The organism is Bradyrhizobium sp. USDA 372 (assembly GCF_053629095.1).
This window is the reverse complement of record NZ_JBRJHR010000001.1, coordinates 2,798,283-2,822,193: the sequence shown is the minus strand read 5'-3', so window position 1 is coordinate 2,822,193 and position 23,911 is coordinate 2,798,283. Positions and strand designations below refer to the sequence as shown.

Here is a 23,911-nt window from a genome sequence, read left to right as displayed (position 1 = left end):
TAGTCCGTCGCCGTGCACATCATGCGAATTGCGCGATGCCGTGCCCCACCGACCAGTTCTCCTTGGGGGCGTCGAGCACGTTCACGAACACGTCCTCGGTCCGGATGCCCGGGTTCTCGCCGAGCAACTCGGCGATACGCCGGTACAGCGCCTTTTTCTGCTCGGGGGTGCGCGAGGCGAATACGGTGATCTGGATCAGCACGGCGTCCTCGCTGCGCGTCACGCCGTAAGCGTTGCCGCAGCGGAAGTTCGCTGCTTCATGCTCGGTGATTGCCATGAACGCGTCGCCCTCGGGCACGTTCAGCGCCTCGCGCATGGCGCGATAGAGACTGTCGAGGATGGCCTGGCGGTAGTCGTCAGGCTTTCCGGCACGCATCGAGATGTGGAGGAGAGGCATCGTACGTCCCTTTGCATGCGGGCCTGATCGGCCGGGCACATGGTCCGCGCCGGCCGTCGGCTTGACGAAACGGGATATCAATCCCAATTTGTTTTTGACACGATGTCGAGAAAGCATGTTCTTGACGGAGTGTCAAATACTTTGAGGAGCAACATTTGAGGCCACGCGAGTTCGACCATGACGAAGTGCTGCGCATCGCGTTCGACCAGTTCTGGCGCAAGGGCGTGCGCGGCAGCTCGCTGTCGGACATCGCGCGCGACGCCGGTGTGCAGCGCGGCAGCCTCTACAATGCGTTCGGCAGCAAGGAAGCGCTGTTCCTGCAGGCCTATGAGCGCTACGCCGGGGACTATCTGCTCGCCCTGCAAAAAGCGCTCGGGACGGGGTCTTTGCGCAAACGCCTCACCGCGTTCTTCGACCTCACCATCACCAATTTCCGTTCCGGCTCGCCGCCGCGGGGATGCCCGACCACGCGCGGCCTGATGGAGCTCGGCGCGGCGGAAGGCGAAGGGTTGGACGAAGAGGCGCGCCAGGCCTTTGCGAGCCTCGTTTCCCGCATCACCACGCTGGTTCAGGACACCTTGTCGGCGGGCGCCAAGCGTGGCGAGTTCAAGGGCAATCCGGCGGCCGCAGCGCTGCACATCATCACGGTGACGCGCGGCCTTGCCGTGCTCGAACGCGCCTATGGCGACGAAGCCCAGCTGCGCAAGATCGCCGCGCACGCGATCGATCTCGTGCTCGAGAAGGGAGGTTAGGTGTCAGCAGCAGGCCAGCGCCAGCGCGTTGATCGCCTGCGTTGTCGCATCCTCTTTCCCGGAGCCGACGAATTGGCAGACCACCGACCCGAGCTCGCCCGGCTGCTTGCGGCGCGCGACTGCCAGCAGGCGCATCAATTCCGCCTCGTCCTTGGAAAGCCGCCTGCAGGACGGCGGCATGAAGCACAGCTCGCAGGGCCGGTCGCCGCGCAGGATCCTGACGAGCGCTGCCGCGCGCGCAACCAGCAGCGGGCTGTCGGCAATGCCGGGAGCGTCCTCGGCAAAGCGATAGGCCGCTTCCCAGCAATCCGATGCGCCGGTCGCATAGGCCGCTCCGATGAAGCGGAACAGCGCCAGCGCGACGCGGGAAAAATCATCGTAGCTGTCGATGCTCGGCCGGGTCGCCAGCGCGGCTTGAAGCGGACAGAGCAGCGGCTCGCCCGCGTCCGGCTTCGGCGCAGAATCGCAAATGGCCCGCATCGTGAGTGATCTCGTTAATGCAACGTCGCGCTGCCCACGAACCAGCTCTTCATCGCCATCATCCGGTCATGCTCGAAAGATTGCACGTGACGGTCGGGCAGGATGAGGCCGGCCATGCGGAAGATCGTTGCAAGCCCCCCAACCGGCGCGAGTGCCCAATCGGCGCCGACCGGCGGCAGCCAGCGCTCGAACTGCTCGCGCGCGACATCGACGCGGTCCTGCTGGGCCGCGGCAATCGCGCGCAAGATGCCGTGCTCGCTGTCGGACATGCGCGGACAGGTGGGGCAGTGCACTTCGATCGCCGTATGCGCGGTGCAGGCAAAGATCTCGATGATGGATTCCAGCGACAGCACGGCATCGCCGACGCGGAAATGGTCGTACACCTGCTTGATATCGGCCGCCGTCGGGACGGCGCTTCCGCTGCGGGCCTTCGCGCGAAATCCCCAGATGAAGAGCCGCTCCGCCGCGCACAGCGCAGGAAGGTCGAGCTGCCTTGTGTCTGTCGATCGATGCATTGTGCCTCTCGCCTCTGGCTGCGCTCACGCCAGCGCTGGCGCGGATGATCTGCGCCGATCGTTCTGCCAGAGAGCTCTCCAAGTCAACGCGCGGAGAGGCGATGTCGAGGTGTTCTAGTTTGGAAGAATTCGTATCTCGGACGCGGTCGGTCGCTCGCCCGCAGCGATGAGCAGCGGGGCCGCCCGCCCCGCACAATTGCGGGGATGCCGGAACCCGAATGCTTAAGGCTTTGCTAAGGGGCCAGGGATAAACTGGCATATCAGCCCTTCCAATTCCTGTGAGCACCGATGATTTTCTCCCGCATCAGTTTCAAGCTGGTCCTGATTGTCGGCATCAGCCTCCTCGGCATGATCGCGCTGGCGCCGGTCGCGCTCTCGACCCTGCGCACGCAGATGGTCGCCGACCGCCAGGCCAAGACGCAGCACATGGTCGACGTCGGCTACGGCATCCTGGCGCACTACCAGAAGCTCGAGAGCGAAGGAAAACTCTCGCGCGAGCAGGCGCAGGCCGGCGCCATGACCGAGATCAAGAGCCTGCGCTACGACAAGGTCGAGTATTTCTGGATCAACGACATGACCCCCAGGATGGTCATGCACCCGATCAAGCCCGAGCTCGACGGCAAGGATCTCTCCGCGATGAAGGATCCGGCCGGCAATGCGCTGTTCATGGGCTTCGTTGACGTCGTCACCAAGCAGGGTGCGGGCTTCTACGGCTATCTCTGGCCGAAGCCCGGCTTCGACCGGCCGGTCGGGAAAATCTCCTATGTGAAGGGCTTTGCGCCCTGGGGCTGGATCATCGGCACCGGCATCTATCTCGATGACGTCGACGCCGCCTTCCGCCAGAACGCGATGACCTTCGCCTATATTTGTCTCGCGGTGCTGGTCGTGGTGCTCGGCGCCTCGTTCCTGATCGGCCGCAGCGTCACCCGGCCGCTGGCCCGGATCACCGCCCTGACCGAGCGCCTTGCCGGCGGCGACAGCGCCTTCGACGTGCCCTACACCGACCGCCGCGATGAGGTCGGCGGCCTCGCCAAGGCGCTCGCCGTGTTCAAGGACAACGCATCGGCCGTGAGCCGGATGCATGCCGAGCAGCAGGAGCTGAAGCAGAAGGCCGACGACGAGAAGCGCAAGACGATGGCCGATCTCGCCGGCAAGTTCGAGGCGAGCGTCCAGGCCGTCGTCCGCGACGTCTTCGACGAGGCGCGCGCGATGCAGCAGGCCGCGCAGGGCATGTCGGAAACCGCCAACAAGGCGAGCGATCGTGCCAGCTTCGTCGCCACCGCGTGCCAGCAGGCCTCGAGCAACGTGCAGACGGTGGCCTCCGCCGCCGGCGAATTGTCGGCCTCGATCGCCGAGATCAGCCAGCGCGTGGCACAGGCCGCGACAGTGGCCGACAAGGCCGCCGCCGACGGCCAGCGCACCAACGACACCGTGCAGGGCCTTGCCGCCGCCGCGCACAAGATCGGGGAGGTCATCGACCTCATCAACCAGATCGCCTCGCAGACCAATCTGCTCGCGCTCAACGCCACCATCGAGGCGGCTCGCGCGGGCGAAGCGGGCAAGGGCTTTGCGGTGGTCGCGAGCGAGGTGAAGTCGCTGGCGAGCCAGACCGCAAAGGCGACCGACGAGATCGGTGCGCAGATCACCGCGATCCAGGCCGAGACCAATCAGGTCGTCGGCAACATCGAGAGCATCCGCGCCACCATCATGGAGGTCAACGAGATCTCCTCGTCGATCGCCGCCGCGGTCGAGGAGCAGGGCGCCGCGACGAAGGCGATCGCGCACAGCGTGCAGGAGGCGGCCTCCGGCACCGACCAGGTCTCGCACAACATCGCCGGCGTCACCGATGCGACCGCCGAGACCGGCCAGGCCGCCGGCCTCGTGCTGCAATCGAGCGGCCGGCTGACGCACAAGCTGCAATCGCTGCAGGACGAAGTCAGCGCCTTCGTTGCGGGCGTGCGGGCAGCGTAACTGAAGCGCTGCAGGTGATCTTTTTCCGCGTCGCGGCATCGGCCGTGATGCGGAGACTGTTTTCCTTGACATGAAGTCTGCCGTGCTCGACGTGTAACGACGTCGACTGGCGGCACGTGCGTGCCGTCCCGAAAAGAAAAGCAACACGGGAAGGACGTCATGAACACGGGCCTCGACGAGAAGGACTACCTCGCCAATTTGCGCGGCCTGTGGGACAAGGCCTGGCCGACGGGCCTGCCGCGCTCGCCGAACTATCTACATGGCGAAGTTCCCCTGACGGAATATCTGCGCGCCTGGGCGAAGCGGAGTCCGGAGCGGCCCGCCGTGATCTTCTACGGCCATGTGACCACTTATGCCGATCTCGATCGGCAGAGCGATCGTTTTGCGGCGCTGTTGCAGGCGAAGGGCGTGCGCAAAGGCGATCGCGTCGCGGTCTTCCTGCCGAACTGCCCGCAATTCCACGTCGTGTTCTTCGGTATCCTGAAGCTTGGCGCGGTCCACGTTCCCATCAGCCCGCTGTCGCGCGCGTTCGAGCTGTCCTACCAGCTCAACGACACCCAGGCCGATGTGATCGTGGCGCTCGACCAGCTCATCCCCGTCGTCGAGCAAGTGAGTGGCGAGGTGAAGCTGCGCGAGATCATCGTCACCAGCTTTGCCGATGTCGTGCCGGCCGCGCCTGCCTTTCCCGCGCCGGACTCGATCCGCACGCCGCGCGTTGCGATCGCTGCCGCGACTGATCTCCTGCCGGCGCTTGCGGCAATGCCCGCACCGACGCCGCTGCCGCCGCCTCACCTCGATGATGTCGCCGCGCTCAATTACACCGGCGGCACCACCGGCATGCCCAAGGGCTGTGTCCACACCCATCGCGACATGGTCTATACGGCCGCCGCCAATTACGGCATCTCGTTTCCCTCGGACGAGAGCAGTGTGTTCCTGTCGTTCTTTCCGGAGTTCTGGATTGCGGGCGAGAATTCCGGCCTGATCTTTCCGCTGTTCTCGGGCGGCACGCTGGTTCTGCTCGCGCGCTGGGACGCCGTCGGCGCGATGGCGGCGATCGACAAGTACAAGGTCACGATCACGGCGATGCCGGTCGACAGCGCGGTCGAGATGATGGACCATCCGCGCTGGAGCGAGTTCGACCTGTCGTCGCTGCAACAGGTGCGCGTGGTCTCCTTTGTCAAGAAGCTCAACGCCGGCTATCGCAGGCGCTGGAAGGATCTCACCGGCACGATCCTGATGGAGGCGGCCTGGGGCATGACCGAGACCCACACCTCCAATACTTTCACCGCTGGCTTTCAGGACGGGGATTTCGACCTCAACAGCCAGCCGATCTTCGTCGGCCTGCCGGTGCCCGGGGCCGAGTTCAAGATCACCGATTTCGAGACCGGCGCGCTGCTGCCGCTGGGGGCAGAAGGCGAGATCCGCGTGCGCACGCCGTCGCTGCTCAAGAGCTACTGGAACAAGCCGGAGGCGACGGCGGAGTCGCTCGTCGACGGCTGGTTGCGCACCGGCGATATCGGCACGATCGACAAGGACGGCTTTCTGCACTTCCTCGGGCGACGCAAGGAGATGCTGAAGGTCAAGGGCATGAGCGTGTTTCCGCCGGAGATCGAGGCGCTGCTGGGCCAGCATCCGAAGGTGCTGGGCTCGGGCGTGGTCGGCCGCGACGATCCTGACAAGGGCCAGGTGCCGGTCGCCTATATCCAGCTCAAGCCCGAAGCGATCGGCACGGTCTCGGAACAGGAACTGCGTGCCTGGTGCGCCGAGCGCATGGCCGTCTACAAGGTTCCCGAAGTCCGCATCATCGATGCGCTGCCCCTGACGGCCACGGGCAAAGTCAGGAAGCAGGACCTCAACCCAAATCCTCCTGCCGTATAGTTGAGAGAGACGATGTCGTTCAAGAAGCTCCTGATCGCCAATCGCGGCGAGATCGCCATCCGCATCGCACGCGCGGCGGCCGATGCCGGCATCGCGACGGTCGCGATCCATCCCGCCGATGACGCGCTGTCGCTGCATGTGCGCGTTGCGGATGAGGCGATCGAGATCCCCGGTCGCGGTGCGCGGGCCTATCTCGACATCGAAGCCGTGGTGAAGGCGGCCAAGACGGCCGGCTGCGATGCCGTGCATCCAGGCTACGGCTTTCTCAGCGAGAACGCCGCCTTTGCCAAAGCCTGCGCCGATGCCGGTATCGTCTTCGTCGGGCCGAAGCCGGAGGCGCTGGAGTTGTTCGGCGACAAGGTCGCTGCCCGGCAGCTGGCGAAACGCTGCGGCGTGCCGATCATTGCCGGCACCAGCGGGCCGTCGAGCCTCGAGGAGATCACGGCATTCTTTACCTCGCTCGGCAGCAGCGCTGCGATCGTGATCAAGGCGATGGCCGGCGGCGGCGGCCGCGGCATGCGCGTGGTGGAGAACGCGTCCGATCTTGCGGAAGCCTATGCGCGCTGTCAGTCCGAAGCCAAGGCGGCGTTCGGCTTCGACGGCGTCTATGCCGAGCGGCTGATCCGGCAGGCGCGCCACATCGAGGTCCAGATCATCGGCGATCGCCATGGTGCGACCTCCCATCTCTGGGAGCGCGAATGCACCATCCAGCGCCGGCACCAGAAGCTGGTCGAGGTGGCGCCGAGCCCGTCGCTGAGCGATGCCGTGCGCGGCCGGATCATCGAGGCTGCGAAGCAGCTGGCGGGTGCGGCGTCTTACGACAATCTCGGCACGTTCGAGTTTCTGGTCGACGGCACCGCGGAGGACAGCTTCGCCTTCATCGAGGCCAATCCGCGGCTCCAGGTCGAGCACACCGTCACGGAAGAGGTGCTCGGCGTCGATCTCGTCCGCGCCCAGCTTGCGGTCGCCGCAGGCAGCACGCTGGCTTCGCTGGGTCTTGCGCAAACATCCATTCCGAAGCCGCGCGGCTATGCCATGCAGCTTCGCGTCAACATGGAAACGCTGGACGAAACCGGCGCCACGCATCCGACCGGAGGCGTGCTCGCCGTGTTCGAGCCGCCGTCGGGGCCCGGCGTGCGCGTCGATAGCTTCGGCTATGCCGGCTACAAGACCAGCGCCGCTTTCGACTCGCTGCTGGCGAAGGTGATCGTGCACACGCCAGGCGAGGCCTGGCATGACGTGGTCGCGAAAGCCTCGCGGGCGCTACGCGAGTTCCGGATCGACGGTGTCGTCACCAACATTGCCTTCCTTCAGGCGGTGCTCGCACATCCCGATTTCAGGACCAACCGCATCGCGACCGATTTCATTGACCGCAACATTACCAAGCTCGTGGAAGCATCGGATGGCGCGGCCAAGCCGCTCTATTTCGCAGCAGCCGAGCGTAGCGGTGGCCACAGCGCGGAGGTGCACGTCGCGCAAGCCGTGCCCGAAGGCGCGGTGATGGTCGCGGCGCCCCTACAAGGCACCATCGTCACCATCCAGGTGAAGGAAGGCGAGATCGTACGCCCCGGCCAGCAGCTTGCCGTGATCGAGTCCATGAAGATGGAGCATCTGGTGATGGCCGAGCAGGGCGGCCGGGTCATGAAGCTCGTCGCCGGCGACGGGGTCACGCTGATGCATGGCGAGCCGATCCTCTATCTCGAGCCCCTCGACGTCGCCGCCGACAGCACGACGGCGGAAGCCGATGTCGATCTCGATCACATCCGCCCCGACCTCGCCGAGCTGATCGCCCGCCAGGCCAACACGCTCGACGAGAACCGCCCCGCTGCGGTCGAGCGCCGTCGCAACACCAACCAGCGCACCGCGCGCGAGAACGTCGCCCAGCTCGTCGATGACGGCTCGTTCATGGAGTACGGCAGCCTCGCGATCGCGGCGCAGCGCCGCCGGCGCAAGCTCGACGACCTCATCAAGAACACGCCGGCCGATGGCCTCGTCATGGGCGTCGCCACGGTAAATGCAGAGAAGTTCGGGCCTGAAGGCGCGCGTTGCATCGTCGTCGCCTATGACTACACCGTGCTTGCGGGCACGCAGGGCCACATGAACCACAAGAAGATCGACCGCATGCTGAGCCTCGCGGAAGACTGGCGCGTGCCGCTGGTGTTCTATGCCGAGGGCGGGGGCGGCCGGCCCGGCGATACCGACCGGCTTGGCATGACAGGCCTCGACGGTCCGTCCTTCGTGCAATTCGCCCGGCTCTCGGGCCTCGTTCCAGTGGTCGGTGTCGTTTCCGGCTATTGCTTCGCCGGTAATGCCGCGATGCTCGGCTGCTGCGACGTCATCATTGCGACCAAGAACGCCTCGATCGGCATGGGCGGCCCGGCGATGATCGAGGGCGGCGGCCTCGGTGTCTATCATCCGGCCGAAGTCGGCCCTGTCTCGTTCCAGTCGCCGAACGGCGTCATCGACATCCTGGTCGAGGATGAGGAGGAGGCGACATCTGTCGCGCAGAAATACCTGTCCTATTTCCAGGGCGCGGTGACGCAGTGGGAGGCCGCCGACCAGCGCCTGCTCCGCCGCGCCATTCCCGAGAACCGCCTCCGCGTCTATGACATCCGCAGCGTCATCGATCTCGTCGCGGACAAGGACAGCGTGCTGGAGCTGCGCCGTGACTACGGCGTCGGCATGATCACTGCGCTGATCCGCATCGAGGGCAAGCCGTTCGGCCTGATCGCCAACAATCCGCGCCATCTCGGCGGCGCTATCGATGCCGACGGCGGCGACAAGGCTGCGCGCTTCCTCCAGCTCTGCGACGCCTTCGATCTGCCTGTTGTCTCGCTGTGCGACACGCCCGGCTTCATGGTCGGCCCGGAAGCGGAGAAGACCGCGATCGTGCGCCACGTCTCCCGCATGTTCGTGACCGGCGCCAGCCTCACCGTGCCGCTGTTCGGCATTGTGCTGCGCAAGGGCTACGGTCTCGGCGCGCAATCGATGATCGGCGGCGGCTTCCACGCCTCGTTCTTCACGGCGGCCTGGCCGACCGGCGAGTTCGGCGGCATGGGCTTGGAGGGCTATGTCCGCCTCGGCTTCCGCAAGGAGATGGAGGCGATCGCCGATCCCGAGGAGCGCGAGACCTATTACCGCAACAAGGTCGCCGAGCTCTACGCCAACGGCAAAGCGGTCTCGATCGCCTCCGTGTTCGAGATCGACAACGTCATCGATCCCGCCGAGACGCGGCGCTGGATCATGGCCGGTCTGCGCACAGTGCCGAAGCCCGCGCCGAGGACGGCGAAGAAGCGGCCGTGCATCGACACGTGGTGAGCGCAGTGCAGCACTAGTTGCATGATGATAGAGACGATCTATTTCCACGTCGTCATGCCCGGGCTTCCGGGCATCCACGTTCTTTCGCATTCGCGGTAACACGTGGATGGCCGGGACGAAGCCCGGCCATGACGGCGCTGGGCCATCGCGCCATACAACTGCGTCCCCGGTTCCCGATTGACATCCCCGCCTGCGGTGCCAGACTTTGCACAATAATACAGGGTGGAGACGTCCGCGATGGCCAGCCTCTCGGCCTCGAACCATGTCGCCCGTGTCTTGTCCGTCGCCAATCATGTGGCCGACGTCGATGCCTCCTCGCGGATTGCCAATTCCTGGCGACGCTGCCTCGTCAATCACAAGCTCGATCCCGCCCGCCAGGGCCCGCCGCAGACGCTCACCGAAGCCGAGATCCGTCATGTCGCCGGGCCGATGGAGGAGACGATCCGGCTCGTCACGCCCGAGCTCGACGATCTCGCCCGCGTGCTGCGCGACGCCGGCTATTGCGTCAATCTCGCGGATGTGAACGCGACCATGCTGTTCAGCCGTCTGCCGGGCGAAGCCGACGCAAGGATGTTTCTGGACTGGAAGATCTACACCGGCTCGAACTTCGCAGAGGCTTGCGAGGGCACCAATGGGCTCGGCACCGCGCTGGCCGAGGAGAAGCCGATTCTGGTGCATCGCGACGAGCATTTTCGCGCGCAATGGCACATGTTCTCCTGCGCCGTGGCGCCGCTGTTCGACCAGGCCGGCCGGCTCGCCGGTGCCATCAACATCACCTCCTGCCGCGAAGACCTGGAGCGCGCCGCGCATCAGCTTGCACTCGCGGTGACGATGGAAGCTACGCGGCGGATGGAGGGTGCGATCTTCCGCGGTCATTTCCGCAATGCCTGGATCGCAACCGTGCCCGGTGACGGCGGCAGCGGCCTCGTCGCTTACGACGACGACCGCCGCATCGTCGGCGCCTGCCGCTCGGCGCGTGCGCTGCTCGGCCTCACCGACGGCATGATCGGCTCCGGCATCGACCTGTCGCGCTACGTCAAGTTCGATCATCACGCCGCGCGTGGCACCGGCGAGATCGTCGAGCTGCACCATGGCGATGGCCGTCCGTTGGGGCAGGGCCATGTTGCGCCGCCCCTGCGTGCGAGATCGCAGGCGTCGCGCCGCGATGCGCAAGTCGATCGCTTCGACGCGTTGCATCGGCTTGCCGGCCGCGACCCCGGCCTGATCCGAAGCGTCAAGCGGCTGCGAAGCATCGGCGATCACAATCTGCCGGTGCTGCTGCATGGCGAGACCGGCGTCGGCAAGGACGTGTTCGCGCGGGCCATTCACGGTGCGAGCAATCGCGCGCGCAACAATTATGTCGCGCTCAATTGCGCGGCGATGCCGGAAAGCCTGATCGACGCCGAGCTGTTCGGCTACGAGGCGGGCGCCTTCACCGGCGCGCGGCGCGAGGGCTCGAAGGGCCTGATCGTGCAGGCCGACGGCGGCACGCTGTTCCTCGACGAGATCGGCGACATGCCGATCGGCTTGCAGACGCGCCTGTTGCGCGTTCTGGAAAACCGCGAGGTCTGGCCGCTCGGTGCGCTCAAGTCTGTCGCTGTCGATATCTGCCTGATCAGCGCCACGCATCGCGATCTCGGCCGCATGGCGGAAGCGGGAGCCTTCCGCGCCGACCTCTACTTCCGCCTGCGCGGCATCGAGGTGCGCCTGCCCGCCTTGCGCGAGCGTGCCGACCGCGGCGACATCATTCGCCAGATCGCGCGTGAGGAGGCGCCGAACTGCCGGCTCTCGGACGAGGCCTGGTCGCAGCTCGCGGCCTATCCGTTTCCCGGCAACATGCGCCAGCTCCGCCACGTGCTGCGGCTTGCCGGCTGCACGGCGGAAGATGGCGTCATCACCGATGCCGATCTCGATCTGCCGCCGTTCGGCGGACCGACGGAGCCCGACCTTGAAGCGGCCGAGCGTGCGACCATCGTCGCGGCGCTACGTAAGCATGGTGGCCGCGTGACGGAAGCGGCGCGTACACTCAAGCTGAGCCGCGCGACGCTCTATCGCAAGATCAAGCAGCTGAAGATCGAGACGGCGCAGTAGCGCTCGATTCCACGCAGCGTGCGTCCTTTCCCTCTCCCCTTGTGGGAGAGGGTGGCTCGCCGCGCAGCGGCGAGACGGGTGAGGGGTTCTCTCCGCGAGCACGTCTCTCATCGGAGTTCGCGGAGACATACCCCTCATCCGGCGCTTCGCGCCACCTTCTCCCGCAAGGGGAGAAGGTGCACCGAGCGCGCGGCGCCCCTTTACGAAAAATCCGTCCAGCTCAGGTGCCGTGCATCGAGATCGCCGATCGCGACCGTCTCGCGGATTTCTTGCGGCGTGTGGAAATTGCTGCGCAGGTACACCAGCGGCGTGGCCGCAGCGGAATGCGAGGCGCTGCGGATCTCGCCGACGAAGATCGAATGCGTCGTGGTCTCGAACTCTTGCGCCAGCACGCAGTCGAACGCGGCGACCGCATCCGCCAGCACCGGCGCGCCGGTCACGCCACGCGTCCATTGCCCGAAGGCGAAGCGATCGTCGCCGTTGACGCCCTTCTGGCCGCTGAAGGTGAGGGCGAGCAGCGCGTGATCCTCGTGCAGGAAGTTGATGGCGAAAGCACCTTCCTCTCGGATGCGGGCATGTGCGCTGGCGTTGCGGTTGACGCAGACGATCAGCGAGGGCGGCTTGTCCGACAACGAGCAGGCCGAGGTCACCGTCAGCCCCGTGCGCTTGCCGTGATCGGCGCCCACCGTGACCAGCGCCACGGCACCGGCACATTGGCGCATCGCCTGCTTGAAATGCGTAGCGTCGAAAGAATTGGCGTCGAAAGAACTGGCGTCCACCGTCACGCGGAAATCTCCGACAATAGAAGCGGGTGCGGCACGATCGCGCCGCACCCGCTATCAGGTCAAGCCGCCTTCTTCGCGGAGCCGAGATGCGCAAGGCGCGGCATCACCTCGTTCTTCAGCAGCGAGAGCGAGTGATGCCAGGCCTCCGCCTTGTGCTTGTAGTCGAAGCCGAACACCAGGAGCACACCGAAGCCGCCGACCTCGTCGTAGATCTTTTCGATCTTCTCGGCGACGGTTGCGGGCGAGCCGACGATCCAGTTCCGCTTGGCGCAATATTCCACCGTGACGTCGCTGTCGGGCACGTCAGGGGCGTGCTTCAGATAATCCTTGAAGCCGAAATGGCCGAGCAGCGGCAGGAAGTACTCGCTCATCATCCGGCCCATCATGTCGCCGGTCGAGAGCTTCCAGGCCTCTTCGTCCGTGTCGGCGACGAACACCTCGCGCACCAGCCGCCAATCCTGCCGGTTCGGCTTGCGTCCGGTCTTGGCCGCGCCGATCTCGACCGAGTCCCAGTGGCTGCCGACATAGGCCGGATTGAGGTTGAGGCTCATCGGGATGAAGCCGCGCTCGCCGGCGAGCTTCAGCGTGTCCGAGTTCTTGGATAGGCCCGCAACGCCGATCGGCGGATGCGGCGCCTGCAGCGGCTTGATGTGGGGCTTGAGGAAATCGAACATGGTGTCCGGCTTGGTCACCGTCCAGTACTTGCCCTTGTGGGTGAAGGGCGCCGGCTCGGTCCACAGCTTCAGGATGATCTCCAGCGCCTCGCGCGTCATGTCGCGGTTCTGTCCGCTCATGCCGTCGACGTTGAACATCGCCCAGTCGCTCGGAAGGCCGCTCGCCGCGACGCCGAAATTGAGCCGGCCCTCGGAGAGATGGTCGAGCATGGCAACGCGGTTGGCGAGCTCGGCGGGGTGGTGATAGGGCAAGAGGAAGCCGCCCGGCCCGATGCGCAAGCGCTTGGTCTGCATCAAGGCCTGCGCGATCAGAAGGTCCGGCGTGGGATTGGGTTCCCAGGGCGCGGTGTGGTGCTCGCCGACCCAGGCCTCCTGGTAGCCGAGCTCGTCGAGCCAGCGCATGACCTGCAGGTCCCAGTCGTTCCCTTCCTTCAGCCCGCACTCCGGCGGATGCGAGGGCATCGTGAAATAGCCGATCTCCATGGGTTTCCTCATCTGATGTTGACGCGTCTTGTCGCGCGTTGACGGAGTTGAGTGATGAAGCCTGTTGAGTGATGAAGCTTGTTGAGTGATGAACCTTGAGCAAGCGGTGTGCCAGCGCGGCGGAGCCTCGAATTGAAGAGAAAGGACTGGTTTGCCCGCGCAATAGCCGGTATCTCGACGGGAGCCTGCTGGACATCGTCTCATCTGTCGCGAGACGGCGTCTTGGCCATGAGACGAGGACGAGACCTGATATGACCGAACCCGCTTATGTCGCGGTGGATTGGGGCACCAGCAGCTTCCGGCTCTGGCTGGTCGATCGCGCTGGGCAGGTGATTGCCGAGCGCCGCAGCGGCGAGGGCATGCTGGCGGCGGCGAAGACCGGCTTTCCCGCCGTGCTGCAAGCGCATCTGGCCGCGGTCGAAGCGCCGGATCATCTGCCGGTTCTGGTCTGCGGCATGGCCGGCGCCAAGACCGGCTGGGTCGAGGCCGGCTACGTCGACACGCCGGCACAGCTCCTGGCCGTCCTGAAACAGGCCGTGCGCGTGCCGGGCGAGGCGCGCGACATCCGCATCCTGCCGGGCATCGCCCAGCGCGACGCTAAGGCGCCGGACGTCATGCGCGGCGAGGAGACGCAATTGCTCGGCGCGCTCGGCCTCGATGCCGCGGGCGAGGCGCTGGTCTGCATGCCCGGCACGCATTCGAAATGGGTTCGCGTGAAGGACGGCGCGGTCGAACGGTTTTCCACCTTCATGACCGGCGAGCTGTTCAGCGTCGTCTCGCGCGAGACCATCCTGTCGCTCGCAGTCGCCGGCGCTGATGACGCCGAAGATATTGCGAGCTTCAAGGCGGCCGTGACAGCCGCGTTCGAGGCTCCGGCCTTCGCCGCCAACCTGCTGTTCACGGCGCGCGCGCGCCAGCTGCTGTTCGGCGGCACGCCCGCCGCGGCGCGCGAGACGCTGTCGGGCACGTTGATCGGCGTCGAGCTGGCGGCAGGGCTTTCCGGCGCAGTACCGAAAGAAGGTGTCACGCTGATTGCCTCGGGCCGGCTTGCAATGCTGTATCGGCTGGCTTTCGAGGCGTTGTCGATGACCGCCAAGCCGGTCGATGCGGATGAAGCCGTCCGTCGCGGTCTGTCGATGGCGGCTGCCGCGATCTGGACGAAGTAGAAGGACTGCGAGAGATGAGTGTTCCCTTTCCGCCGATGCAGCGGCCGCTGGTCGCGATCCTGCGCGGCATCAAGCCCGAGGAGACCGAGGCGATCGTCGGCGTGTTGATCCAGGCCGGCATGACCGCGATCGAGATCCCCCTGAACTCGCCCGATCCGTTCCGCTCGATCGGGCTTGCCGTGAAGCTCGCGCCATCAGGCGTGCTGATCGGCGCGGGCACGGTGCTGACGACGGCAGACGTTGATCGCCTCAACGACGTCGGCGGCAGGCTGATGGTCTCGCCCAATGTCGACACCGAGGTGCTGGCGCGCGCGCATCAGCACGGCATGGTGACCATGCCCGGCGTCTTCTCTCCGACCGAAGCGCTGCTGGCGGCGCGCTCGGGCGCGTCGAGCTTGAAATTCTTTCCGGCGAGCGTGCTCGGCGCTGCCGGCATCGCCGCGATCCGCGCCGTGCTGCCGGCAGGCGTGATGATCGCCGCCGTCGGCGGCGTCTCCGACCAGAACTTTGCCGAATACATCAAGGGCGGCGTGACCGCATTCGGGCTCGGCTCCAGCCTCTACAAGCCCGGCATGAGTGCAGCGGATGTCGCAGCTCGCGCAGAGGTGACAATTGCCGCTTACGATCGGGCAATTCAGAGCGATTGAAATCGACAATAAACTAGCCGTGATCCTGACCTGGCTTATTCTGCCATATGGTGGCGCGATGCCGACATGCGCGCATCATCTTATGCGACTGGCTGAATCAGGAGACCGACATGGCGATCAACAACGTGGCCGACCTGTTCGTGGCAACGCTCGAGCAGGCCGGCGTCAAGCGCATCTACGGCATCGTCGGCGACAGCCTGAACGCGCTGACCGAGGCGCTGCGCCGCCGCGGCACGATCGAATGGATCCATGTCCGGCACGAAGAGGTCGCGGCCTTCGCAGCGGCCGGCGAAGCCGAGATGACCGGCAGCCTCGCGGTCTGCGCGGGCTCCTGCGGCCCCGGCAATCTGCATCTGATCAACGGCCTGTTCGATGCGCATCGCAGCCGCGTTCCCGTGCTGGCGATCGCGGCGCAGATCCCGACCGCCGAGATCGGCGGCGGCTATTTCCAGGAGACGCATCCGCAAAACCTGTTCCGCGAATGCAGCCATTATTGCGAGCTGGTCTCGGACCCGAGCCAGCTGCCTTACGTGCTGGAGAACGCGATTCGCGCGGCGGTGGGCTTGCGCGGCGTTGCCGTCGTCGCGATGCCCGGCGATGTCGCGTTCCGTAGTCCTCCGAAGCGCGCGCTGTCGACGACGCGCAGCCTTGCGCTGGCTTCGCCACAGGTCGTGCCGCAGGCGGACGAGCTGAAGGCCCTCGCCGATCTTCTCAACGGCGCCGAGCGCATCACCCTGTTCTGCGGCCGCGGCTGCGCCGGCGCGCATGCGCCTTTGATGCAGCTCGCCGAGACCCTGAAGAGCCCGATCGTGCACGCGCTCGGCGGCAAGGAGCATGTCGAATACGATAACCCCTATGACGTCGGCATGACCGGCTTCATCGGCTTCTCCTCCGGCTACGCCGCGATGCACGCCTGCGACGCGCTGGTGATGCTCGGCACCGATTTTCCCTACAAGCAGTTCTTCCCTGATGATGCCAAGGTCGCGCAGATCGACATCCGCCCGGAAAATCTGGGACGGCGCTGCAGGATCGATCTCGGGCTCGTCGGCGACGTCAAGCTCACCATCGAGGCACTGCTGCCGCTGCTCAAGACGAAGCCACAGCGCAAGCATCTCGACGAGGCCGTCGCGCATTACAAGAGAGCCCGCGAGGGTCTGGACTCGCTCGCCAAGGGCACGCCCGGAGCCAAGCCGATCCACCCGCAATATCTCGCCAAGGTGATCAGCGACCATGCCTCCGACGATGCCGTCTTCACCGCCGATGTCGGCACGCCGACGGTGTGGGCGGCGCGCTATCTCGACATGAACGGCCGCCGCCGCCTGATCGGCTCTTTCGTGCACGGCTCGATGGCCAACGCCATGCCGCAGGCGATCGGCGCGCAGGCCGCCCAGCCCGGGCGCCAGGTCATCTCGCTCTCCGGCGACGGCGGGTTCACCATGCTGATGGGCGACCTGATCACGCTGACGCAAGAAAAGCTGCCGGTGAAGGTGGTCGTCTTCAACAACGGCGTGCTCGGCTTCGTCGCGCTGGAGATGAAGGCCGCGGGCTTCGTCGATACCAATGTCGACCTGGAGAACCCGGACTTCGCCGCGATGGCGCGCGCGATGGGCATCTTTGCCAGGCGCGTCGAGGATCCCGGCGAGCTTCCGGGCGCGATGAAGGAGATGCTGGCGCACAATGGGCCGGCGCTGCTCGACGTCGTCACCGCCAAGCAGGAGCTGTCGATGCCGCCGACCATCACGGCCGAGCAGGTCAAGGGCTTCAGCCTCTGGGTGCTGCGCGCGGTGATGAACGGGCGCGGCGACGAGGTGCTGGACCTCGCGAAGACGAATCTGTTGCCGCGGTAAGGGGTGATGAAATTAAGATTCAGCCCGTCGAAAATGACCCAAAGCCGACTTGGCGCGGCTCGGCCGACGACCGCCAATGACCCCGGTAGACACCTGTTGATCTGAATCAATGGAACGGTTTGTTTCAAGCGTCTATTTCGGCGTGCTTACCTGAACCCACTACCTCCCACGGTTGTCTAGGAGACGGAAAGGGTGGACAGTATGAACGCGATTGATCGACGTATTTTTCTCGCTGTTAGCTTTGCCGTATCGATTTGCTTCGCGGCCACCGTACCGTCGCGCGCGCAATCCGTATCGCCCGCGGAAGCGCAGCAGATCGCCACCGATGCCTATGTCTATGGCTATTCGCTGATCACGACCGAAGTAACCCGCGTGCAGATGAGCAACGTGCCAAAGGTCGAGGGATTCACGAGTCCGACCGGTCAATTCGTCAACGTTCCGCGCTATCCGCCCGCGGATTATCGCGGAGTCTCCGCGCCCAATGCCGACACGCTGTACTCGGTTGCCTGGCTCGATCTTGCAGAGCCGCAGGTGTTCAGTCACCCGGATATGGGCAATCGCTTCTATCTCTTCGAGATCACTGATCTTTGGATGTCGGATTCCGAGCACTCGCCGAGCAAGCGGACGGCCAGCGGAAAGGCCGCCAATTACCTGTTCACCGCTCCGGGCTGGAAGGGCGAGGTACCGGCCGATATGAAACACTTCCCAATGGCGACACGCTACATGGTCATTCTCGGCCGCACCTATGCCGACGGTAGCGAGGCTGACTACAAGGCCGTCAACGCGCTGCAGACACAGTACAAGATCACGCCGCTTTCCGCTTGGGGCAAGCCGTACACGCCCGTGGCACCGTCGGTAAATCCCAGTCCGGGCTTCAGCATGACCGACAAGCCGCAGACGGTCATTCTCGCCATGGGGACGGAGGGATACTTTAATCTGATGGCCAAGCTGATGGCGGCGGCGGCTCCCGCGCCAGCGGCGGATGCACCGATGCTCGCGAGCATGGCGAAGATCGGTATCGTGCCCGGCAAGTCGTTCGAGATGAGCAAGCTTGATCCGGCAATTCAGCAAGCGCTGAAGGACATTCCCCAGACGGCTCTGAAGAAGATCGAGGCTAATAAGGACAACCTCGGTGGGATAGTTGACGGCTGGTCGATTACCAAGGGGCTCGGTACCTACGGCCCTTCCGATTACATGAAGCGAGCGGTGGTGGCAGCCTTTGGCTGGCCCGCTAACCAGGAGCGCGACGCCGTCTATCCGAACACCGAAAAGGATTCGACAGGACAGAAGCTGAGCGGCGCAAACAAGTACACCTTGACCTTCCCGAAGGATGCGACACCTCCCGTCAACGGTTTCTGGTCGTTCACCATGTACATGATCGACCAGGGCTGGTGGTTCGTCCCAAATCCTCTCAATAGGTTCACCGTCAGCATGCGCGACAATCCGAAGTTCAATGCCGACGGCTCACTGACCCTCTACTTCCAAAACGAGTCGCCGGGCGCAGACAAAGAAGCCAACTGGCTGCCGGCGCCGAAGGGCGACTTCGTCCTGATGCTGCGGATGTACTGGCCGAAGGACACTCCGCCTTCGATCATCGATGGGAGCTGGAAGGTGCCGCAGGTAGTCAAGGTCAACTGAACAAACACAACAGAACTCGGTCGGCGCGGAAGCACCGCGTCGGCGGAGACTTTTACGGCCGCTTATCCATCGCGACATATTGCGCCGCCGCACGAACTCAGCCGCTATAGGGGCGAAGCGGACATTGCGTTCGTTGCATCACGCCGCCGGGTTTATGGGTACACGGCCTAGCCGCGCTTCGGCGAAGGCGCGGGCAGCTGCTCGTGGCGGCGTTGGAGGCGTTGCCAGTGCAGCACGATGCCGATCAGCAGCGCCGGCACGAAGCCGAGCGCGATCAGGAAATGCGGCAGCTCCTTCGGCGAGATGAAGGCGATGGCGATATCGGAGATCAGCCACAGCGCTGCGAACATCACCGCAAAATCCGTTCGCGGGCAGCGCAGGTAGTAGAACACGGCGGTGACGACGATGGCGGGTCCGATCGCGATGCCGATCATGATCGCCGTCAGCTCCTTCGGCGTCAGCGCGTCGAGCACCATCGACGCCAGCAGCCAGAGTGCGGCGAACATGGCGACGATGTCGAGCGGATGCCGCAATCCAATTCCTCTCGCGAAGGCGCGCTATCGTTGTGGCCGGACCTGCGGCCGTCAAGTCAAAATGAGCTTATTCCTCGTCGCTTCCAGGCGTCGGACGCAGCATGAAGTGACCGAAAGCGGTGGCGATCGGCCTCTCCGCATCGTCCTGCCAGGCCCGCGCCTCGAAGGCGACGATGCGTCGGCCCTGCTTCACGATCGAGACGTCGGCAAACGTGTCGAGTGCGCGACCGGAGCGCAAATAGTTGACGGTGAGGCCGATCGGCTTGGGCGGTGCGGCAGCGCCGAGCTCGCGCGCCACCCCGATGATGGCGGTGGTCTCGAGGAAGGCGCCGGTCATGCCGCCGTGGATCGCGGGCAGGATCGGATTGCCGATGATCTGCGGCGAGAACGGCATCGTCAGCGTGCCGTCATCGTTGATGCGGATGCCGAGCGCGCGTGCGAACGGGCTGCGCGCAAACGGCCCGTCCGGATCCTCCGGCGCCTCCAGCGTCGGGATGCTGCGCGCATCCATCCGGCGGTCGGCGAGCATGTTGGTGCGGTTGGCACCGATCATGAAGCAGGCGGTTGCGGTCGCGACCGGATCGTCTTCGGACTCCTGATAGGCCGTGGAGCGCACGAAGGCGATCGAGCGCGTGGTGCGGTAGCAGACCGAATGCGCCTTGATGTCGAGACCGGGCGTCGCCGGCTTCTGGTAGTCGATACGCAGATCGAGGGTTGCGATGGCGCGCGTGCCGTCGAGCGCAAGTTGCACCGCCATGCCGCAGCTCTCGTCCAGCATCGCAGTGACGACGCCGCCGTGCAGCACGCCGGTCTCGGCGTCGCCGACGAAGACCGGACGATAGGGCAGGCTGGACCAGGCCTCGGCCGGCGCGAAGCGGTCGAGCTGGAGCCCGCTGATGTGGCCATAATCGGAGCGGCGGTCCTTGATGGCCTCGGCGAGTTCCTCGAAGGCAAGCGTGGTCGGTAAGGTGCTCATGGGGACGTTCTAGACCAGTGCCGGGCCGCGCAAAACCCCGAATGGGCCCCGCACGGGGCGGTTTGGTCTCGACAGGGCGGGCCGAAGCGCCGATGGTGGACGCTTCGTTCGTCGATGACCTGCAAGGAGCGCCCATGGCCGACCCCGAAACGCCCGCCACCAATCAGGGGCCCGTCACCATTTCGAGCTCCAGCTCGGAGCGGGCGCCGATCATCTATTTCGACGGCGCATCCTGCTTCGGCCACCACAACGGCGCGATCCAGATCGAGCTCGCCGCGAACCTGTTGATGCCGGTCGGCGCCGCCGTCAGGGTCGACGTGGTCCAGACCGCGCACTTACGTTGCAGTGTGGCTGCGGCGCTGGCACTGCGCGAAGCCCTCGACAAGGCGCTGGCGATGTATCAGCAGGGTCAGAAGCAGCCGGTGGCGGAGGAGATACCGGCAGTGAAGAACTGAAGGCGGTTGCGATCGCGTGTCGTGCGATCGCACACTTGCTAAAGCGGAATGGCTTTAGGTTGAATCGATGCCACGGGCTCGCTGCAACCTCTCCCGCTTGCGGGAGAGGTCGCGCCGAAGGCGCGGGTGAGGGCTTTCTCCTCTAGGGGATTGTCCCGTCGCGGAAACACCCTCTCCCGCAAGCGGGAGAGGGAGTGCACCTCCGCTGCAGCGATCGAACTGATCTCATCACGCTCTAATTTAGCTCACATGCACCTTCGGCTTCTTGCCGCCGTTCCACTTGCCGTCGAGCGCGCGCTCGATCTGGGCGGCGAGCTGCAGCAGCAGGCCGTCATTGGCCTGCTTGGCGATGGCCTGGATGCCGAGCGGCAGGCCGTGGTCTTGCGCCGCCATCGGCATCGAGATCGCGGGCATGCCGCAGAGATTGGCGAGCGGCGTGAAGGCGAAGAAGCGCCAGAGGTTGTCGAACCAGTCGCGCACATCGGGGTTGTCGGAGATGGTGAGATATTCCCTGGTGCCGACCTTCGGCGTCGGCAGCGCCGTGATCGGCGTCAGGATCACGTCCCATTGCTCGAAGAAGCTGCCGAAGCCGCGCGAGGTCGTGTTGAACACGGCCTGCATCTTCGCCCGCTCGGCGAAGCTGGTGTGACGCCCGGCCTCCCAGATGCGGATGTTCATCGGCTCGATCAGATCCTCCGGCGGCTTTTCCAGTCCGCGCGCGGCGAGCATGTTGGAGATCACCACCGCGAAGTTCGAGATGTAGCAGGTGGTCTGCGCCTCGAAGGCGGCGGGGAGGTCGATCTCCGGCAGCGCGTAGTCGACGTGATGGCCGAGGCCTTCGAGGAAGCGTCCGGTCTTCTCCAGTTCAGTGGCGATCTCGGGCGTCGCGGTGTAGTTGCCCCATGTGTGAGACAGCGCGATGCGAAGCTTTGCCGGGTCGCGCTTGATCATCTCGCAATAAGGCTGCGCCGTGGTCCAGAACGGCATGAACTCGCCGGGCGCAGGCCCGCGCGCATGATCGACGAAGGCGGCAGTGTCGCGCACGCGGCGCGACTGGCAGCCCTGGATCGAGACGAGGCCGGTGAGGTCGGACATGTGCGGCGCCAGCGAGAACACGCCGCGCGAGACCTTCAGGCCGATATTGCCGTTGACGCCGGCGGGAATGCGGATCGAGCCGCCGCCGTCGGTCGCATGCGCGATCGGCACCACGCCCGCGGCGACCATCGCGGCGCTGCCTGCCGACGAGCCGCAGGTGGTGTAATCGGTATTCCAGGGATTGCGGGTGACATAGACGGCGGGATTGTCGGCCGACGAGCACACGCCGAATTCCGGTGTCGTGGTGCGTCCGATCAGGTTGAGCCCCGCCTGGCGGAATTTACCGGTGAGGAACGTATCGGCGCTCGCGCGATTGCCGCGCATCAGCAGCGAGCCCATTTCCTGCAGCCGGCCCTTCATGGTCGGCCCGAGATCCTTCATCAGGAAGGGCAGGCCGGCGAAGGGACCTGCGAGATTGGCGCCGTCCTTGGCGGGATCGGCGATCACGTCCTCGAACAGCTCGACCACGCCCGACAGCGCCGGATTGACCTTGGCAACGCCGGCGGCGGCCTGGCGCGCCAGCTCCTTCGCCGTCAGCTCGCCCTTGCGGACACGCCCCGCCAGCGCGACGCCATCGTGCTGCGCCCATTCATTCCAGCTCATCGGCAAAGTCATGAAGTCAAAGTCCCCTTAAGGTGCGGCGTCACCTTTTTCGCAAGGGACCGCGTGAATCAACCGAGCCGCCGCGAGGGGCAGGGTTGCATGGGATGGAGGGGTCGCAGAGGCAGGCTGTATCAATCCGACAGTCGTGCGATCACTGCAACCGGTCCGCCACCGGCGGGCCCCTGATGCTCGGCGCCGCCGGAGACATAGACCGCGCCGGTGCCGGCAAGGCCCGCGATCAGGCCGCCGACCGCGGCGCGGGCGTGGCGGGTCGAGCTGATGTCGGTGTCCTCCAGCATGGTGTGGCGAAGGCCGCGCACGCTGCCGTCAGGCGAGGCCTCGGCCTTGGCGAAGATGTTGACTAGCGCGCGGCCCGGCCGCGGATTTGCACCAAGCCCGACGCTCTCCAATGCCGCGGTCACCGCCGCCGCATCGATGGCATCCTTCATTACCGCATGCCCGATCTCGAACGCACTCGCTGAAGATACCGAATTGCCGAGCACGATGACGACGTTGTGCATCAGCTCGATCCCCGACGAGGTCGAGGCGACCTTCGAGAACAGGTCGTAGCGCCGCAGCACGTCCTCGTCCCTGATGTTGGAGGCGATCTCGCCGAGCGCGGCCGCAACGCCGAGCGCGGAGGCGCCGCGCGAATAGGCCATCGAGCTGTAAGAGCTCGTCGTCGCCGTCGTGTTGCCGCGCGCATGTGCCGCCGCGCCGCGGTCGCTGGTCAGCAGCGGGCATTTGATCTGCACGAAATGGACGTCCGCGGGATCGCTGATGCCGGCATCTGCCATCGCAGCCTTCACGGCCCTGGCCGTCTCGGTGATCTGCGCCGAGCGCCCGAGCTCTTCCGGCAGAAAATCCCGCGTGTGCGCCATGCCGATGCTCAGGCGCTTGCCGGACAGGCCCGCCGGGCGCTCGGCCTCGCTGCGCGTGAACACCGTGATGTGCGGGCTCAGCACGCCCTCGGTGCCGCCGGACATCACGAAGGCGATGCGCTGCTCGACTGCCTCCGGCGACAGGCCGAGCTTGGGCGCCAGCGCCGTGCATAGCGCGGCCACCGCGTATTCCCGGGTAAAATCATTGACGCCGCCATTGCCTTCGGTCTTGCCGAGAACGGCGAGGATCGCGTGGGGTTCGATCGCGCCGGACCCGATCAAGTCCATCAGGCCGGAGACGTCGCCGGGGCCCGTGGTGGCGATCCTGAAGACGCCGACCGATGTCGTACGCATGATTGGTCCTTGGAATTCGGTGGTCCGGCGAGCCCACCAGCCGTGGAACGGGGGTGATGTCAAGGTGCAAGTGCGTAGGTCGGATTAGCGAAGCGTAATCCGCCTCTTCTGTCTCCGCGGGGACCAAAGCGGCGGATTACGCCTTCGGCTAATCCGCCCTACAAGATCTTGCGTTGCCCGACGGGCAAAACACCCGATCGGCTGGTCAATCCGCATGCGCGAAAATATTCGCCTTTACAGAATTTCCGATTTGTCGCATTCTCCCGCCACCTCATCCCGGTCAGAGGGGCGTATCGCGATCGTCACGAACGTGGGGTGAGCCGTGGTGGACGCTCGTTACACCGGCGCGAAGGGTTTTGCAGGGCGGGCAAC

Annotated in this window: 19 protein-coding genes; 10 read left to right on the top strand and 9 right to left on the bottom strand. The window is 65.4% G+C overall.

What is annotated here, in order from left to right; all coding sequences use genetic code 11:
- Positions 1 to 19: 19 nt before the first annotated feature.
- On the bottom strand, positions 20 to 397 hold the full coding sequence (locus AB7M16_RS13380; protein WP_453944181.1) for a tautomerase family protein: 378 nt from the start codon (positions 395 to 397) through the stop codon (positions 20 to 22).
- A gap of 155 nt (positions 398 to 552) precedes the next feature.
- On the opposite strand from AB7M16_RS13380, the gene AB7M16_RS13375 reads away from it, so the two are divergent.
- Positions 553 to 1,149 (top strand): TetR/AcrR family transcriptional regulator, encoded by a 597-nt coding sequence (locus AB7M16_RS13375; RefSeq protein ID WP_453944180.1) that lies wholly within the window; start codon positions 553 to 555, stop codon positions 1,147 to 1,149.
- Positions 1,150 to 1,152: 3 nt separating this feature from the next.
- Here the strand turns inward: AB7M16_RS13375 and AB7M16_RS13370 are convergent, their stop codons facing one another.
- Together AB7M16_RS13370 and AB7M16_RS13365 are read right to left on the bottom strand one after the other, a co-directional pair.
- Positions 1,153 to 1,629, bottom strand: coding sequence for a hypothetical protein (locus AB7M16_RS13370; protein WP_172788461.1), 477 nt, complete (start codon positions 1,627 to 1,629; stop codon positions 1,153 to 1,155).
- A gap of 14 nt (positions 1,630 to 1,643) precedes the next feature.
- On the bottom strand, positions 1,644 to 2,144 hold the full coding sequence (locus AB7M16_RS13365; protein ID WP_260382238.1) for a hypothetical protein: 501 nt from the start codon (positions 2,142 to 2,144) through the stop codon (positions 1,644 to 1,646).
- Between the two features lie 288 nt (positions 2,145 to 2,432).
- Here AB7M16_RS13365 and AB7M16_RS13360 point away from each other — a divergent pair, with 288 nt between their 5' ends.
- The 4 genes from AB7M16_RS13360 to AB7M16_RS13345 all read left to right on the top strand — a co-directional run bounded on the left by AB7M16_RS13360 (position 2,433) and on the right by AB7M16_RS13345 (position 11,402).
- The gene (locus AB7M16_RS13360; protein ID WP_453944179.1) at positions 2,433 to 4,115 is read left to right on the top strand and encodes a methyl-accepting chemotaxis protein; all 1,683 of its coding nucleotides are present in this window, start codon (positions 2,433 to 2,435) and stop codon (positions 4,113 to 4,115) included.
- A gap of 159 nt (positions 4,116 to 4,274) precedes the next feature.
- Complete coding sequence (locus tag AB7M16_RS13355; RefSeq protein ID WP_453944178.1) at positions 4,275 to 5,993, top strand: AMP-binding protein; 1,719 nt, start codon at positions 4,275 to 4,277, stop codon at positions 5,991 to 5,993.
- Between the two features lie 12 nt (positions 5,994 to 6,005).
- Entirely contained in the window at positions 6,006 to 9,311 is a 3,306-nt protein-coding gene (locus tag AB7M16_RS13350) for a carboxyl transferase domain-containing protein (RefSeq protein ID WP_453944177.1), read from the top strand.
- Between the two features lie 237 nt (positions 9,312 to 9,548).
- Complete coding sequence (locus AB7M16_RS13345; protein ID WP_453944176.1) at positions 9,549 to 11,402, top strand: sigma-54-dependent Fis family transcriptional regulator; 1,854 nt, start codon at positions 9,549 to 9,551, stop codon at positions 11,400 to 11,402.
- Between the two features lie 200 nt (positions 11,403 to 11,602).
- On the opposite strand, the gene AB7M16_RS13340 is transcribed toward AB7M16_RS13345, so the two are convergent.
- Positions 11,603 to 12,124, bottom strand: a complete 522-nt coding sequence (locus AB7M16_RS13340; RefSeq protein WP_453947176.1) for a flavin reductase family protein — start codon at positions 12,122 to 12,124, stop codon at positions 11,603 to 11,605.
- A gap of 122 nt (positions 12,125 to 12,246) precedes the next feature.
- Positions 12,247 to 13,344 (bottom strand): LLM class flavin-dependent oxidoreductase, encoded by a 1,098-nt coding sequence (locus tag AB7M16_RS13335; RefSeq protein WP_172788468.1) that lies wholly within the window; start codon positions 13,342 to 13,344, stop codon positions 12,247 to 12,249.
- Between the two features lie 251 nt (positions 13,345 to 13,595).
- On the opposite strand from AB7M16_RS13335, the gene AB7M16_RS13330 reads away from it, so the two are divergent.
- The 4 genes from AB7M16_RS13330 to AB7M16_RS13315 all read left to right on the top strand — a co-directional run bounded on the left by AB7M16_RS13330 (position 13,596) and on the right by AB7M16_RS13315 (position 18,642).
- On the top strand, positions 13,596 to 14,510 hold the full coding sequence (locus tag AB7M16_RS13330; RefSeq protein ID WP_453944175.1) for a 2-dehydro-3-deoxygalactonokinase: 915 nt from the start codon (positions 13,596 to 13,598) through the stop codon (positions 14,508 to 14,510).
- A 14-nt stretch (positions 14,511 to 14,524) separates the two neighbouring features.
- Entirely contained in the window at positions 14,525 to 15,157 is a 633-nt protein-coding gene (locus AB7M16_RS13325; protein WP_453944174.1) for a 2-dehydro-3-deoxy-6-phosphogalactonate aldolase, read from the top strand.
- A gap of 110 nt (positions 15,158 to 15,267) precedes the next feature.
- Complete coding sequence (gene poxB / locus AB7M16_RS13320; RefSeq protein WP_453944173.1) at positions 15,268 to 17,004, top strand: ubiquinone-dependent pyruvate dehydrogenase; 1,737 nt, start codon at positions 15,268 to 15,270, stop codon at positions 17,002 to 17,004.
- 201 nt (positions 17,005 to 17,205) lie between these two features.
- Positions 17,206 to 18,642, top strand: a complete 1,437-nt coding sequence (locus tag AB7M16_RS13315) for a DUF1254 domain-containing protein (RefSeq protein ID WP_453944172.1) — start codon at positions 17,206 to 17,208, stop codon at positions 18,640 to 18,642.
- A gap of 167 nt (positions 18,643 to 18,809) precedes the next feature.
- On the opposite strand, the gene AB7M16_RS13310 is transcribed toward AB7M16_RS13315, so the two are convergent.
- Positions 18,810 to 19,175: a hypothetical protein gene (locus AB7M16_RS13310; protein WP_453944171.1), complete on the bottom strand. Its 366-nt coding sequence runs from the start codon at positions 19,173 to 19,175 to the stop codon at positions 18,810 to 18,812.
- 67 nt (positions 19,176 to 19,242) lie between these two features.
- Entirely contained in the window at positions 19,243 to 20,151 is a 909-nt protein-coding gene (locus tag AB7M16_RS13305; RefSeq protein ID WP_453944170.1) for a PaaI family thioesterase, read from the bottom strand.
- Positions 20,152 to 20,285: 134 nt separating this feature from the next.
- Between AB7M16_RS13305 and AB7M16_RS13300 the strand changes: the two genes are divergently transcribed.
- Positions 20,286 to 20,606 carry a hypothetical protein gene (locus tag AB7M16_RS13300; RefSeq protein WP_172788450.1) on the top strand — a complete coding sequence of 107 codons (321 nt, stop codon included), beginning with the start codon at positions 20,286 to 20,288 and terminating at the stop codon, positions 20,604 to 20,606.
- A gap of 240 nt (positions 20,607 to 20,846) precedes the next feature.
- Here the strand turns inward: AB7M16_RS13300 and AB7M16_RS13295 are convergent, their stop codons facing one another.
- Both AB7M16_RS13295 and atzD read right to left on the bottom strand, forming a co-directional pair.
- On the bottom strand, positions 20,847 to 22,316 hold the full coding sequence (locus AB7M16_RS13295; RefSeq protein WP_453944169.1) for an amidase: 1,470 nt from the start codon (positions 22,314 to 22,316) through the stop codon (positions 20,847 to 20,849).
- A 119-nt stretch (positions 22,317 to 22,435) separates the two neighbouring features.
- Positions 22,436 to 23,539, bottom strand: a complete 1,104-nt coding sequence (gene atzD / locus AB7M16_RS13290) for a cyanuric acid amidohydrolase (RefSeq protein ID WP_453944168.1) — start codon at positions 23,537 to 23,539, stop codon at positions 22,436 to 22,438.
- Between the last annotated feature and the right edge of the window lie 372 nt (positions 23,540 to 23,911).